The organism is Caballeronia glebae, assembly GCF_001545035.1.
GTDB classification, from domain to species: Bacteria; Pseudomonadota; Gammaproteobacteria; order Burkholderiales; family Burkholderiaceae; genus Caballeronia; species Caballeronia glebae.
In genome coordinates, this window is sequence record NZ_FCOJ02000049.1 from 42,047 (window position 1) to 56,877 (window position 14,831).

Genomic DNA, 14,831 nt, shown 5'->3' on the forward strand with positions numbered 1-14,831 from the left:
TGCGAAAGGACTGCTTCGATGGCACCCCCGCTGGTGCGACTCGGCAGCGGGGCGGGCACCTGCCAGGCAGGCTTCTTGCGAAGGAGCAGCCATTCTTGGCTCGGCCGTCTTCTTGGAACTCCGCATGCGCCTGTCGAATCACCTTGCTGTGGCGTTGGCTTTGCCCTTGGCCGCCTGCGCGATCGGACAATCAAGCTCAAGCGATACAGGCTTCGGCGCGACGCCGTCCCTACCCGCTCCGGAATCTAAGCTGATTCCGATGGTGAACATCGCGCCGACTGAAGCGCGCCCCGTCGGATTCTTGCCCACCGCTCCCGCGGGTTTTGTCGTAACGCGGTTCGCCAGCGGTCTGGCCCACCCGCGATGGCTTTATACCTTGCCCAATGGTGACGTCCTGGTAGCGGAAAGCGACGCACCTCAAGAACACGATGAAGGCAGTGGGATTTTCGGCTGGATTCGACGACAGGTTATGAAGCGCGCGGGTTCAGGCGTGCCGAGCCCCGATCGCATCGTGCTCTTGCGTGCAACGGATGGCGCGGGCGTCGCCCCTATACAAACTGTGTTTCTCAGAGGCTTACATTCGCCTTTTGGGATGGCGCTTATTGGCGACCATCTTTACGTTGCTGACACAGACGCGTTGCTGCGACTCGACTACGTAACGGGGGCTACTGCGATAACGAGCGCCCCGGTCAAGGTCGCCGACTTACCGGCCGGGCCGATCAACCATCATTGGACGAAAAATGTCGTTGCCGATCGCTCTGGCAAGCATCTCTACATCACAGTCGGATCGAACAGCAACGCCGGGGAGAATGGAATCGACGCGGAAAAAGGGCGAGCGAGAATCCTTCAGTTCGATGTCGATACCAGCCGTTTGAAACCCTATGCTACAGGTCTGCGCAACGCGAATGGACTCGCATGGCAACCTGACAGCGGCGCACTGTGGACGGCAGTAAACGAGCGCGATGAGCTCGGAAACAACCTTGTTCCGGATTACATGACCGCCGTGAAAGAGGGAGCGTTCTATGGCTTCCCGTACAGCTACTACGGGCAGCATGTCGACACCCGCGTCAAACTACAACGTCCCGATATGGTTCAAAAGGCCATCGTTCCTGATTATGCCCTTGGCAATCATACGGCTTCGCTGGGTCTGGTTTTCTACGACCGGACGGTGTTTCCGGTTCACTATCGCGGAGGCGTGTTCGTTGGCCAGCACGGATCATGGAATCGCAAGCCGCGCTCTGGATACAAGGTGGTGTTTGTTCCGTTTGTCGATGGACAGCCCGCCGGCGCACCCGAGGATTTCCTGAGCGGTTTCCTGTTAGCAGATGGCCACGCTGTGGGCCGGCCCGTGGGCGTCGCACTGGACGCAGATGGCGCCTTGCTCGTGGCTGACGACGTCGGTAACGCCGTCTGGCGGGTCGCACCACGCAACCAGGCCACATCGACGGCCTCGCCGCCGGTGGCTCAGTGAAGCCACTCACGGTCGCTTGTGGCCGATATCCACGACGTGACCTGAGATAGTAGTGGCCGTCAGTGCCCGGCTGACCGGACCGAACGAATGGCGCGAAAATGCGTCACGAGCAAGTGAGCAAACATGAAGAAATTGTTCATCGTCTTGCTGTGCGCCGCGTTGGGAGGATGTTTCACGCCGGAAATCGTGTTCACCCGGCCGTGAAAGATCTTGAAGGGCCGTACCAGCAACCCTCTGCCCACAACGCACCATGAAACCGGCAACGTCGGTGTAAAGAGTTGCGTCGAGAACGAGGGAGTTAATCTATCGAGTCGGTCGATAATATCGATACCTTATCGAATGCGCTAGATTCATTTATGACAAATTTTCGGTAGTTCCGTTCGCATCGACAACCGTCATTCGCCGCCTATCAGCGTGCTTTACTGGTCATCATCAGGGGCAAGCGCCGCCTCGTAATCTTGGCCGCCGTAGAAAACACCAACGATCGAGACAACGTCCATCTCCAACGTTCCGGGCAGCAGGTCGTCACGTGCGACACCACGCCGGGAATGTCTGGAGCATCATGCAGAAATCAACGATCGGATCAACGTATCGTTCTGCCGTCATCGGAGCGCCAGCATCCGCGATGCGCTTTTCAAGTCTTCGCAACTGATCGAGAGCTTCAGGCGCAAACTGGACGCGCCGATTCATTCGTGGCGCATGCGAGATCTTTTCAGTTCGGCACGTACGTGGTCGGCTGACAGCGCACGGCTTGGATCGTCGCGGAGTGCCTGCGCTGCAGGAATCACTTCACTTCGCAACCATGCTTCAATGGCACGGTCACGCTCGCGGAGCACGCGAAGCGCATCTCTCAGCACTTCGCTGTCAGACGCGTAGTCGCCGCTTGCGACTTTTGTGCGGACGAACTCGGCCATCTCGTTCGGTAAAGTGATGCTCATCTGCTGCGTCGTTCTCATGGCAGCCTCCGGTCAGTAGGATTTAATCCTATTCGCATCCGCCCTCGGGCGCAACTACGAGCGGCCTTCCGGCTCCCAACGGCTGAGGTAGAAATGGGGCGGATTTGTCGGCGATATGTACAGAAGCGCGTTGCGTGTGGTTGATTGGCGTGCGCCCGCTCATGTTCGCGATCACGATGAGAGATCGAATCCCGAAGTGCACTCGGGAAGGGCTTACATTCTCGACTGATCGTGGTTTCAGAAGCTTGGTTCTGGAGCGAGAACGCCTTTGGCGGACCGTCCGTTTCACTGAGTCTGCTCAATGGCGAGATCCTCCGTCGATCTTGTCGCTGCGGCGCCGCGCAGCGTTATCGCGATCGCGATGCAGACTACGCCGCAGCCGATGAGGAACATGAATGCGCCGGTGAACTGTCCTCCGCTCGCCGCGATCAGGAAGCCCATTGCCGCAGGCGAGACGACGCCCGCGAGCTGACTGCCCATGTTGATGACCCCTGCAGTCGAGCCGCTCGCATCGGTGTCATCGAACTTCAATGGCAGCGACCACACCGCGATGAAGCCAAGTTTTAGTGAGAAGGCGATCAGGGCCTGACATAACAGCACGACGGGCAGCAGCGAGACGTTCAGCATGACGACGAGGCATGCCGTACTCACGCTGACCGCGCCAATCAGCAACAGCTTTTCGCGCTCGGCGAACCAGGCGTCGGCGAGCCATCCGCCCGTCAGCATTCCAAGAACGCCAGCGACGCCGGGCACGGCCGCGTACAGGCCGACATGCGGCAGGTCGAGCGCGTGCACTTCGTTCGCTGCGTCATCTGTCGTATGGTGGCGCGCCAGCGGCGCCCGCGCTCATCACCGAGGCGTGGGAGCGGCTTGGGCCGGTGCTCGCTCAAGGCTACGGCGCCGGCGAGACGACGGGCGGTCTCGTGACGCTTAGCGTGGAGGATCACCGGTTCGCTATCGAGCAGGGTCAAGCGCACCTGCTGTCATCGTGCGGCAGGCCGTTCGGTGAATCACAGGTGCTTGTCGTTGATGACGAGGGGCGCGCGTTGCCGCCCGGCGACACCGGAGAAATCGTCGTGCGCGGACCGGACGTGTTCGCCGGCTACTGGCGCGAGCCTGAGCTCACTGCGGCCGCGCTGCGCGACGGTCGCCTGCATACGGGCGATCTCGCGCGCATGGATGACCGCGGTTACATCTATATCGTCGACCGCAAGAAGGAAATGATTATCTCGGGCGGATTCAACGTCTACCCGACAGAAGTCGAGCAGGCGCTGTATCAGCACCCGGCGATCTATGAAGCCTGCGTGATCGGCGTGCCCGATGAAACCTGGGGCGAAGCCATCAAGGCCGTCGTCGTCCTGCGGGGCGGATGCCACGCGAGCGCTGACGATCTGATCCGCCACTGCCAGGGCCTCCTCGCCGATTTCAAGAAGCCGCGCTCAGTCGAATTCGTCGCCGAATTGCCAAAGAACGGTAACGGCAAGCTCGCCCGTAAGGACGTCAGAGAGCGCTACTGGCACGGTCAGCACAGAAGAGTCGCATAAGCGATGTTTAGGTGCGGCCGGCGGTCAGATTCGAACATGATCGAATGCAAGGCGCACCCCCTTCGGATTCCATAGATGGTTCTCTATTGGCGCGAGATGCGAATCATCAAGAAAGTTCGTCACAAAAAAGACAGGAGACACAGAAGACGATGAGGCCAGCCATTCTCATGGGCGGCGCTTGCGCGGTATTCGCGTTCGCATGCACACCAGCTTTTGCTCAGGGCACCGTGACGCTCTACGGTCTGCTCGATGCGGGCGTCAACTATTTGAGCAACGCACAAACCGGCCGTCACGATGGGAAGCTCGAAGGAGGATCGAAGTATTCGCTCGAAGACGGCTCAACAGGCGGGCAGAACGGCAGCCGCTGGGGATTGCTCGGCACGGAAGAACTGGGCGGCGGCTGGCGCGCCGTGTTCCGACTGGAAGGCGGGTTCACGATCAATAACGGTGCGCTCGGACAAGGAGGCGCGGAGATGGGTCGCCAGGCCTATGTGGGTCTCGCGTCGCCCTACGGCACGGTGACCGCGGGACGACAATACGATTTCATAGCCACTCGGGTAGGCACGCTCGCCGCAAGCACACAGTGGGCGGGCTACATCAGCGGTCATGCAAGCGACGTTGACAACTTCCTGCATACGCGCCGCATCAATAACGCGGTCAAATACACGAGCCCGGACTACCGGGGGCTCTCCCTCGGCGCGATGTATAGCTTCGGCGGAGTCGCCGGCAGCGTCGGGCACCAGCAGATCTGGTCGGCGGGGCTCGGCTACGCCAACGGGCCCTTCACGTTCGGAGCCGCCTATCTGAACGCACGCAATCCTAACCTGTCGTTCTACGGCAGCAATCCCTCGGCGGGCACGAGTGTCGCCTCCATGAACACGGGGTCCGTCGGGAGCGCGACGTCGCCGGAGTCGAATCCCGCGTATGCGGGCTATGCGTCGGCAAGCACGCTGCAGATCGCCGCCGCCGGAGGCGCGTGGCGACTTGGCCCGGTCACGCTCGGCGCCACGTACTCGAATGTCCAGTTCCGCGGGCTCGGCGATACCGCCACGTCGGGGCCGAACCCCTTCGGCTACTCGGGCACGGCGACGTTCAATGTCGGCGAGCTCAACATCAGGTGGCAGCTCTCGCCGGCATTTTTGCTGGGCACCGCCTACAGCTACGTGCACAACGGCGGTGCCGATGGCCGTGACAGTGCGATCTATCGACAGGGCTCGCTCGGTGCCGACTATCTGCTGTCTAAGCGCACCGACGTCTATTCGATCGTCGTCTATCAGCACGCGTCCGGAACCGACTCGCTGAATCAGTCTGCGGTTGCATCGATATCCGGGCAGACTGCTTCGGCGAACAATCATCAACTGGCCGTACGGTTTGGTCTGCGGCACCGGTTCTAAGCGCCTACTTGTTCGGCACCACGTCAGCCCGGGCCACTTAGCTCTGATGTTGGCCCCTCGTTGTTCACATTTTTTGATACGGCATAAACATAGGATTACACACAGAAAATCAATGAATTCCTTTATGTTAAACGCCAAGAACGCCAGGCGACCCTCCCGCGTATGGCGGTCGACTTTGCAAAAAGAAAAGCTACGAGTTCGCGGGGCTAAATCGCTGAGGCACCCGCCAGCGAACGCGTTGCATGCAAAGCTTGGCGGGGCGGCCGCGACCAGCCTTACGGCGGGCGGTGCACAGCGCTTGCGCTGGCACTGATGAATAGCCAGTAGGAGAGCTGTTTCGCGTCAGTTCACGGCTCACGGCGGACGGCGAGCGCCCGAGCATTCGGGCCATGGCCCGAATGCTCACATCCTGCTGTCGTAGGCTTGCGATGGCAAGGCGTTCGTCTCAGGTCGAAGATGCTGGTATGAAGTAGTTTCGTCGAGCATTGCAACACCTTATACGAAATAAGTGTTGCACCTCGCTTTTGAGGCCGCCCTTGCAATGCCCCAAAAAAACTTTGCACCAGCACCAGATCGTCGTGACGATTCCGGTGCGGTGTCTCGGCCGTCCGGATGAGGTCGGGTTGATCGTGGCGTGGCTGGCATCGAAAGAGTCCGGCTTCTCGGCCGGTGCGGACTTCTCGCTGAACGGCGGCCTGCATATGGGCTGACGATTGCGACAGCTTGAGGGTCACCGCCGCCCAGCGAGGCGGTCGGTGGATCGTAAGACGGCTCCATCCGCTTGCTTTACTCCAGCGTTGCGGTCGGCAGTGTAAAGCGGGAGCACAGCGGTCTCGATCAGGCCGATCGCCTCCGTCGCCAGATGTGACAAGGTGTGCTGGCTGCTCGTCGCGATGGTGAGACGACTGTGCAGCGTCGGTCGCCGTATGCGCGTAACGGAGAACGGGCGCTTGAGCGGATCGGTGGCTGGCGCATTGATGGGCAACACCGCGTACCCATATCCCTCGCATACGAGGTCGAGGATCGCCCCCACTGCATCCACCTCGAGCGCGATGGTGAGTTTGACACCCTCCTCGGCCGCTCGCGCTTCGACGATCTGCCGCAGCGCATGCATGCGCCCGGGAATGACGAGTGGATAGCGCGCGATGTCCTTCAGGCGGATCTGCTTCGGCGCCTGATCAGCCGCACCGCCTGGCATGCCGATCAGGAATAGTTCCTCTTCGAACACCGCGCGCTTTTCGATGAGTGCGGTGAGCGAAGTGTCGTAAAGCACGGCTGCATCGATGCGGCCCATCATCAGCCACTCTGTCAGGTAAGTGGAAAGCCCCTCGGCCACCGAGATTGTCGCATCAGGAAACCGCTGCCTGAACTGCCGGATCAACTCCTGCGTGGCGACTTTTGCGAAGCTCGGCGCAAGCCCGATGCTGAAGTGTCCGCTGACCGTCCCCTTCAATTGCCGGAGATCGTGCCGCGCGCGCTCGGCCTGCAACAGCATCCCCTTCGCATGACCCAGGATGATTTGCCCCGCATCGCTTGCTATGACGCCGCGCCCGTGCCGCACGAGCAGGGTCTGTCGTAATTCCACCTCGAGCTGTCGCACGAGACGGCTCAAAGTCGGCTGATTGGTATCGAGGATGGTGGCCGCGCGCGTGAAGCTCCCCAGCTCGACCACGTGCACAAAGGCTTCCAGCTGTTTCAGTTCCATTTCAGCTCCTATACAAGAATCGTATATCAGCTAGTCGACTATGTCGATTGTATGGAGTAACCCGCAACGTCACAATGTGCCTCATCGGTTGTCCTGTCACGAAATGTCTCAATGGAGCGCGAACAAATCATGAAGTCCTGCCTTCCGCCAGATCCGAACCCGGTCAGACCCGCGCATGCGCTGCCCGCGCTCGCGTGCGATGCCCACTGTCATGTGTTCGGCCTCGCCGAGCGTTTCCCGTACGCTGAAGATCGCAGCTACACACCACCCGACGCGCCGTTCGAATCGCTGGTGGCCCTGCACGACCATCTGGGCGTCAAGCGCGGCGTGATCGTGCAGGCGAGCTGCCACGGCACCGACAACACCGCGATGCTTGATGCGATCGCCCGGGGCAACGGGCGATACCGGGGCGTTGCCATCGTCGATGCCGCGGTCACTGACGACACGCTGAAGGTGCTCAACGACGCCGGTGTGCGCGGCGTGCGCTTCAACTTCGTCGCCCATCTGGGTGGAGCGCCCGATCTGGACGTATTCGACCGCGTACTGCGGCGGATCGAAGCGCTCGGCTGGCATGTCGTGCTCCACCTCGACGCGCAGGACATTGTCAAATACGCCGATCTCATCGGGCGGATTCGGGTGCCATTCGTGATCGATCACATGGGCCGCGTGCGCGCCGAAGCGGGTCTGGATCAGGAGCCGTTCCGGCAACTGCTGGAACTGATGCGCAATCCGCTCGCATGGGTGAAGGTGTGCGGCTCAGAACGAGTCTCGGCGGGCAAACGGCCTTTCGACGACGCGATTCCCTTCGCGCGGGCACTCGTTCACGCCGCCCCGGATCGTGTGTTGTGGGGCACGGACTGGCCGCATCCGAACATCTCCAAGGACATGCCCAACGACGGTGAGCTGGTCGATCTGCTGTTTCGCATTTGCGAGGATCCCGCGCTGATCCGCAAGATCCTGGTCGAGAACCCCGAACGACTTTACGATTTCGCCCCCAGCAAATAACAGGCGGTCAGAAAGGCCGCGAGACAACATAACGGAGACAAGCATGACGCAAGCCGAATTTCGTTCGCGCGTTAGTTTTGCCGCGAGGCAGCCGCGATGAATGCCACCACTTCATCCCCTGAAACAACTCCGCGTCAGCGCGTCCCCTTTTATCGCCAGCTCTACGTGCACGTGCTGGCCGCCATCCTGATCGGCGTGCTGCTCGGCCACTTCGCTCCGACACTCGCCGTCCAGATGAAGCCTCTCGGCGATGCCTTCATTAAGCTCGTCAAGATGGTGATCGGCCCAATCATTTTCTGCACCGTTGTTACGGGCATCGCGGGCATGGGCGACATGAAGAAGGTCGGGCGCGTCGGCGGCAAAGCGCTGCTCTATTTCGAGGTGGTTTCGACGCTCTCGCTGGTAATCGGCCTCTTGGCAGGGCATCTGCTGCGCCCGGGTGCTGGTTTCAACCTCGATCCATCAAAGATCGATGCTTCCGCGCTGTCCGGCTACGCGACCCAGGCGCATGAGCAGAGCACCGTTGAGTTCCTCATGCACATCATCCCGAACACCGTGGTGGATGCGTTCGTGACGGGCAATGTGCTGCAGATTCTGCTCATCTCAGTGCTTTTCGGCGCATCGCTTGCCGCGTTCGGCGAACGGGGCAAGCCGCTGGTCGAGTTTATTGGCGGCATCGCCAACGTGTTCTTTGGCATCGTTCACATCATCATGAAAACGGCTGCCATTGGGGCCTTCGGTGCGATCGCCTATACCATCGGAACATATGGCGTCGGGTCTGTCTTGCCGCTCCTGAAGCTGATCGGCGCGTTCTACCTGACGCTCTTTGTGTTTGTTGTGGTCGTGCTCGGCGGTATCGGGCGGGTGATGGGCTTCAACATCTTTCGCTTCATGAGCTATATCCGCGAGGAGCTTCTCATTGTTCTCGGCACCAGTTCGTCCGAAGCGGCTTTGCCGGGGATGCTTGCAAAGCTCGAACGCCTGGGCTGCTCCAAGCCGGTGGTGGGGCTTGTGGTGCCCGCTGGCTATTCGTTCAACCTCGATGGCACCAACATCTATCTGACGATGGCGGTCCTCTTTATCGCGCAAGCCTTCAATATCCAGCTGACATTCACGCAGGAAATGACGCTGATCATAGTTGCGATGCTCACCTCGAAGGGCGCGAGCGGCGTGGCCGGTGCTGCATTCATCATGCTCACCTCGACGCTGCTCGTGTTTCCCGTCATCCCGGTGTCAGGCATGGTGCTGATCCTCGGCATTCACCGCTTCATGGGCACCGGGCTCGCGATCGTCAACACGATCGGCAACGGCGTCGCCACGCTGGTTGTCTCCGCCTGGGAGCGTGAACTTGACCGCGACAAGCTCGACGCCGCCATGAAGAATCACATCGTCGTGTAAAGCCCGGCTTCGCATGGAGGCTGCCAATCGAGCGGCCCCTCCAACTCGAATCACAACCAAAACATAAGGAGACTGATCGTGAAGATCAGGGGAACCGTACGTCCTAAGGGTTCAGCGCCAAAGAGATCCCGCCTGCAGGCCAGCGCTTGCGTTGCTTTTGCGTTGTGCGCGACAAGCGCTGGCGCGCAGGTGCAGATCGCGCCACAGGTGGAAGGCGGATCCCAAGTCCAGCTTTATGGACTCGTCGGCACCTACATCGACAGTCTTAAGCGCAGCGACATGGCGCAGTCGCAGGTTCAGATGGGGAGCGGCGGACTTACGACGTCGTTCTGGGGCATTCGCGGCAAAGAAGATCTTGGCGGCGGTGTGAGTGCGATCTTTGCCCTTGAGAGCTTCTTTCAACCGAACACCGGTGCACAGGGGCGCAGCGCAAGCGACCCGTACTGGTCGCGCAACGCCTACGTAGGCTTTACAGGTGCGTTTGGCCGGCTGACCTTCGGCAGGCAGACCAACCCCACCTATGTGGCGATGCAAGCAGTCAATCCGTTCGGCTCGTCCGTGGTGTTTTCGCCGCTGGTCGTGCAGACTTTCGTGACAAGTTACGGTGGTTCGATTATCGGCGATACCGTCTGGAACAACACCGCGCAATACACGAGCCCGTCATACGCCGGAATCGGCGCGACGGTCATTTACGGGCTAGGTGGCGTGGCGGGATCGCCGGGTATCGGCAATCTCGGCCTGCATCTTAGCTACACCGGCGGCGCCCTTACCGCGGTCCTGTCCGCGCAACGCGTGCGCTTCACGCAGGTAGGCCCGGTCGGGGCGCAGTATGCGTATCTCGCAGGTGCGGCGTACGACTTCAAAATCGTGAAGCTCTTTGGCGCAGCAGTGATCACAAGCAACGTCAGCATGCCGATAGGCACGCATACCTACGAGGCTGGCCTTTCGGTGCCGTTCTCGCCAGCGGATTTCCTGCTCGCCGAATATGCGCGCACGCGCCGCTCGGGCCCGGTCGACAATAGTTTGCGCCACACAGCGTCGATCGCATACGACCACTTCCTTTCGAAGCGCACTGACATCTATGCGGTCTATTCCCTTGACCAGTTGAGTGGACATCCGATCGGCAACACATACGGCGTGGGTATACGGCATACCTTCTGAGTCGTGGTTTGAATGAAGGTACGTACGCCCGCGGGGCGACTTCAAAGCCGCACACGGGTCATTAGGGAAGAGGGCGTGCATGGTACTTGTCACATCGCGCCGGTAATCAATTTTTATTCGAACGACCATGATCATCGATATTCACGGCCACTACACCACGGCGCCCAAGGCGCTGGAAGCGTGGCGCAACCGCCAGATCGCAGGCATCAAGAGCCCTTCGGAGAGGCCGAAGGTCTCCGAGCTGCACATCAGCGACGACGAGCTGCGCGAGTCGATCGAAGCGAACCAGCTGAAGTTGATGCGCGAGCGCGGCCTCGATCTCACGATCTTCAGCCCGCGCGCGAGCTTCATGGCGCATCACATCGGCAACTTCGAAGTGTCGAGCACGTGGGCGGCGATCTGCAACGAACTGTGCTTTCGTGTAGCGGAGCTTTTTCCCGACCACTTCATCCCTGCCGCGATGCTGCCGCAAAGCCCGGGCGTCGATACCGCGACGTGCATCCCGGAACTTGTGAAGTGCGTCGAGCAGTACGGCAACGTGGCGATCAACCTGAACCCCGATCCGTCGGGCGGCCACTGGACGAGCCCGCCGCTCTCCGACCGCTACTGGTATCCGATTTACGAGAAGATGGTCGAATACGACATCCCCGCGATGATCCACGTCAGCACGAGCTGCAACGCGTGCTTCCACACGACCGGCGCGCATTACCTGAACGCCGATACGACCGCGTTCATGCAGTGCCTCACCTCCGACCTGTTCCGCGATTTCCCGTCGCTGCGTTTCGTGATCCCGCATGGCGGCGGCGCCGTGCCCTATCACTGGGGACGGTTTCGCGGCCTCGCTCAAGAGATGAAGAAGCCGCTCCTCAAGGACCATCTGCTGAACAACGTCTTCTTCGATACCTGCGTCTATCACCAGCCGGGCATCGACCTGCTGACGCGCGTGATTCCCGTCGACAACATCCTCTTCGCGAGCGAGATGATCGGCGCGGTGCGCGGCATCGATCCGGAGACGGGCAATTATTTCGACGACACGAAGCGTTATATCGAAGCGGCGCACATCGATGCCGATGAGCGCTACAAGATCTACGAAGGCAACGCGCGGCGCGTCTATTCACGCCTCGATGCGGCGCTCAAAACGAAAGGACAGTGATCATGTTTGAACTGGGAGTGGTATACCGCAACATCAATCGCGCCGACGGCGAAGTCGCCACGAAGCTCGGCGCGCTCGGATCGGCGACCGTTCACGAGGCGATGGGCCGCGTCGGCCTGATGAAGCCCTACATGCGCCCGATCTACGCGGGCGCGCAGACGAGCGGCACGGCGGTCACCGTCCTGCTGCAACCGGGCGACAACTGGATGCTGCACGTCGCGGCCGAGCAGATCCGGCCGGGCGATATCGTCGTGGCCGGAGTCACGACCGAATCCACCGACGGCTTCTTCGGCGACCTCCTCGCGACGAGTTTCCAGGCGCGCGGCGCACGAGCGCTCGTGATCGACGGCGGCGTGCGCGACGTGCGCGTGCTGGCCGAGATGAACTTCCCGGTGTGGAGCCGCGCGATCTCGTCGAAGGGCACGGTCAAGGCGACGCTCGGCTCGGTGAACGTGCCGGTCGTGTGCGCGGGCGCGCTCGTGACGCCGGGCGATGTCGTGGTCGCGGATGACGATGGCGTGGTCATCGTGCCGTCGGCGATGGCGCAGAAGGTGCTCGACAAAGCGGCCGCTCGCGAAGCGTTCGAAGGCGAGAAGCGCGCCAAGCTGGCCTCGGGCGTGCTCGGCCTCGATATGTACAACATGCGCGAGCCGCTGCGACAAGCCGGGCTGCGGTACGTCGACTGATTCGGGGAGCGAATATGGACAAGCAAATCACCGGCATCTCGTCGATGGCGACGCGTCAGGTGCTAGCCGAACTCGTCGCCGAGTACGAGCGGCGGTTCGGGCAAGCGGTGACGATCGAATCGGTCGCCGGCGTGGCGGCTCTTCGGCGGGTTCAAGACGGCGAGCCGTTCGATATTGTCGTGCTCGCGGCCGACGCGATCGATCGGCTGGCCGCAGCCGGCCGGATCGACCCGGGCAGTAGGGTCGACGTGGCGCGTTCGGGCGTTGCGATCGCGGTGGCGGCCGGGACGCCGCAGCCGGCGATCGGTACTGAGGCGGCGGTTCGCGACGCCGTTCTGGCCGCACGCAGCATCGGCTATTCGACGGGCCCGAGCGGCGTTCACCTGAGCCGCCTGTTTGAACGATGGGGAATCGCTGAAGCCATGGCGCCGCGCATCGTGCAGGCGCCGCCCGGTGTACCGGTGGGCGCGCTCGTCGCGCGCGGCGAAGTCGAGCTGGGCTTCCAGCAACTGAGCGAATTGATGCACTTGCCGGGGATCGAAGTGATCGGCTCTCTGCCGCCAGAAATTCAGTTCATCACCCTCTTCTCGGCTGCTGTATGCACGGAGTCTGAGCAGCATGAGGTCGCGCAGGATTTCCTCACCTTTGTGACCTCTTCCAACGCTGACTCCGTCAAGCATCGTCATGGTATGGAACCAGGAGAGGTAAGGTAGCAGATACACGTTATACAAGGTCAACGTCGAGACGGCACAAAGCCGCGCCCCCCTCATTGAGCGCGACCCTTTATACAAGGACCGGCCGGGCATTGCGGCGATCGATCTGAATGCCGCGTTAGCGCGAAGTCGGACCGCAGGTCCGACGGCTATTTCACCCGCCTTTGGGCGGCTGCCGCCAAAGCGTTCACCGCACGAATAACCACCAGCGCCTACACATTCGACCTCACCCTTAAGACTATCATCATGGATCAGAACAGCACTCAGCACATTGCACGCATCGCGATAGTTGGTTTTGGCGAAGTCGGGCCCGTTTTTTGCCCGGGCATTGACCGCCGCCGGTCGTAAGGTATCGGTCTTCGACATTAAGCTGAAAGACGACGCGACGCGTGCAACGATTGTGGGGCGGGCGCGCGAATGCGGTGCGCTGGTAGCCGAAGACCTCGCGACGGCATTGCGCGACGCCCAACTTGTCTTCTCTGCCGTCACGGCAAGTCAGGCCGAAGTGGTAGCCACTGCATCGGCCGAACATCTCACGGCAGGCCAGACCTTCATCGACCTGAATTCGGTATCGCCCGCCGTCAAGCAGCGCAACTGCGAGCAGATCGAACGTCACGGCGCTGATTATGTGGAAGCCGCGGTGATGGCGCCGGTCCCGCCACAAGGCGTGCGCGTGCCGATGCTACTGGGTGGGCGCCTCGCCAAGCAAACTGCGGAAATCCTCAACAGTCTGGGTATGCGCACGGAGGCCGTGTCGCAAGACATTGGCCTGGCGTCGGCCATCAAGCTGTGCCGCAGCATCATGATCAAAGGCATGGAAGCGCTATGCGTTCAGTCGATGCTGGCGGCAAAGCAGTTCGACGTGGACGGCCGGGTGCTGGCGTCGCTCGCAGTAAGCTTTCTTGGCGCAGGCTGGGATACGGGCTACGAGGCGTATCTGATCGGACGGGTGGTCGAGCACGGGCAAAGGCGCTCCGAAGAAATGCGCGAAGCTGCGTTGATGCTCGATGGATTGGGAATGTCGAGCGCGCTCGCCACCGCGATTGCCGACGTGCAACAGGAACTCGCATCACGCGCCGCGCCCCTGGTCGAATCGCTCGATCCGAAAGGCAGCCTGCCCGAATGGCGGAAGCTGCTAAAACCTGCCTGAAGCGGTGAACGTCATATCCCGAAGTAGGTACACAGCGCTGAAGTCAGAAATTCGTCAACTCGGGACTTCGGAGCGCCCGATAGCGGGGCGAGCCTGACTCAGCACGCGTTTGCCTGACGCGAAATAAAGTCGTCACATCGCCCTTGAGATGCGGACTTCGACGCACGGCCGCCGATGGTGCTCAAGGAATACTGCGGCCAACGTATGCCAAGCGCATCGGGCTGCACCCGGCCAGAAGCCGACGAAACTGTGGCGTGCTTTCTTTACTGAGCGGAGCGCCGCGCTTTTCCCGGGCATGGCTTCTTTCCTGGCAGGTGTCTTCCATGCCCATGGAGGTCAGCATCACCACACCGTGAACGGCGCCAACGGCATCTCGCTCGCCACGATCCCCATATAGACGAACGTCAAGGACGTCAGACAATCAGTGCCGCCGATCAACGCGACTCCACCGATTCGCGGATTGCGCGGCCATCCACTGCACTGCAATGCCTGCGC

12 protein-coding genes and 3 pseudogenes are annotated in these 14,831 nt (G+C 61.1%); 11 read left to right on the forward strand and 4 right to left on the reverse strand.

The genetic code is table 11. The features are described from left to right. Positions 1 to 124 precede the first annotated feature (124 nt). The gene (locus AWB82_RS27080) at positions 125 to 1,471 is read left to right on the forward strand and encodes a PQQ-dependent sugar dehydrogenase (protein WP_086972421.1); all 1,347 of its coding nucleotides are present in this window, start codon (positions 125 to 127) and stop codon (positions 1,469 to 1,471) included. Between the two features lie 686 nt (positions 1,472 to 2,157). Here AWB82_RS27080 and AWB82_RS27090 read toward each other — a convergent pair. Continuing rightward, entirely contained in the window at positions 2,158 to 2,427 is a 270-nt protein-coding gene (locus tag AWB82_RS27090) for a type II toxin-antitoxin system ParD family antitoxin (RefSeq protein ID WP_086972422.1), read from the reverse strand. Between the two features lie 285 nt (positions 2,428 to 2,712). After that, positions 2,713 to 3,222: an MFS transporter gene (locus AWB82_RS27095; RefSeq protein WP_086972423.1), complete on the reverse strand. Its 510-nt coding sequence runs from the start codon at positions 3,220 to 3,222 to the stop codon at positions 2,713 to 2,715. Between AWB82_RS27095 and AWB82_RS27100 the strand changes: the two are divergent. Beyond that, positions 3,222 to 3,971: pseudogene (locus AWB82_RS27100) on the forward strand (AMP-binding enzyme); the annotation flags it as partial. The gene AWB82_RS27095 and the pseudogene AWB82_RS27100 sit on opposite strands and share 1 nt — an antisense overlap. A gap of 149 nt (positions 3,972 to 4,120) precedes the next feature. Next, on the forward strand, positions 4,121 to 5,365 hold the full coding sequence (locus AWB82_RS27105; RefSeq protein ID WP_086972425.1) for a porin: 1,245 nt from the start codon (positions 4,121 to 4,123) through the stop codon (positions 5,363 to 5,365). A 220-nt stretch (positions 5,366 to 5,585) separates the two neighbouring features. On the opposite strand, the pseudogene AWB82_RS39245 reads toward AWB82_RS27105, so the two are convergent. Then, positions 5,586 to 5,851, reverse strand: a pseudogene (locus tag AWB82_RS39245) (helix-turn-helix domain-containing protein); the annotation flags it as partial. An 83-nt stretch (positions 5,852 to 5,934) separates the two neighbouring features. On the opposite strand from AWB82_RS39245, the pseudogene AWB82_RS27115 reads away from it, so the two are divergent. Beyond that, a pseudogene (locus AWB82_RS27115) lies at positions 5,935 to 6,075 on the forward strand (beta-ketoacyl-ACP reductase); the annotation flags it as partial. A 20-nt stretch (positions 6,076 to 6,095) separates the two neighbouring features. Here AWB82_RS27115 and AWB82_RS27120 read toward each other — a convergent pair. Beyond that, positions 6,096 to 7,070: a LysR substrate-binding domain-containing protein gene (locus AWB82_RS27120; protein ID WP_086972426.1), complete on the reverse strand. Its 975-nt coding sequence runs from the start codon at positions 7,068 to 7,070 to the stop codon at positions 6,096 to 6,098. A 129-nt stretch (positions 7,071 to 7,199) separates the two neighbouring features. Here AWB82_RS27120 and AWB82_RS27125 point away from each other — a divergent pair, with 129 nt between their 5' ends. From AWB82_RS27125 to AWB82_RS27155, 7 genes are all read left to right on the forward strand, one after another. Next, the gene (locus AWB82_RS27125) at positions 7,200 to 8,075 is read left to right on the forward strand and encodes an amidohydrolase family protein (protein ID WP_086972439.1); all 876 of its coding nucleotides are present in this window, start codon (positions 7,200 to 7,202) and stop codon (positions 8,073 to 8,075) included. 96 nt (positions 8,076 to 8,171) lie between these two features. Further along, positions 8,172 to 9,473: a dicarboxylate/amino acid:cation symporter gene (locus AWB82_RS27130; protein WP_086972427.1), complete on the forward strand. Its 1,302-nt coding sequence runs from the start codon at positions 8,172 to 8,174 to the stop codon at positions 9,471 to 9,473. A gap of 162 nt (positions 9,474 to 9,635) precedes the next feature. Further along, positions 9,636 to 10,634 (forward strand): porin, encoded by a 999-nt coding sequence (locus tag AWB82_RS27135; protein WP_235023458.1) that lies wholly within the window; start codon positions 9,636 to 9,638, stop codon positions 10,632 to 10,634. Positions 10,635 to 10,761: 127 nt separating this feature from the next. Continuing rightward, positions 10,762 to 11,787: an amidohydrolase family protein gene (locus AWB82_RS27140; RefSeq protein ID WP_086972428.1), complete on the forward strand. Its 1,026-nt coding sequence runs from the start codon at positions 10,762 to 10,764 to the stop codon at positions 11,785 to 11,787. A gap of 2 nt (positions 11,788 to 11,789) precedes the next feature. Beyond that, positions 11,790 to 12,473 (forward strand): 4-carboxy-4-hydroxy-2-oxoadipate aldolase/oxaloacetate decarboxylase, encoded by a 684-nt coding sequence (gene ligK, locus AWB82_RS27145; RefSeq protein WP_086972429.1) that lies wholly within the window; start codon positions 11,790 to 11,792, stop codon positions 12,471 to 12,473. Positions 12,474 to 12,487: 14 nt separating this feature from the next. Next, a complete protein-coding gene (locus AWB82_RS27150; protein ID WP_086972430.1) occupies positions 12,488 to 13,186 on the forward strand; it encodes a substrate-binding domain-containing protein in 699 nt (232 codons plus the stop codon). Positions 13,187 to 13,481: 295 nt separating this feature from the next. Continuing rightward, the gene (locus AWB82_RS27155; protein ID WP_235023457.1) at positions 13,482 to 14,336 is read left to right on the forward strand and encodes an NAD(P)-dependent oxidoreductase; all 855 of its coding nucleotides are present in this window, start codon (positions 13,482 to 13,484) and stop codon (positions 14,334 to 14,336) included. Positions 14,337 to 14,831 lie beyond the last annotated feature (495 nt).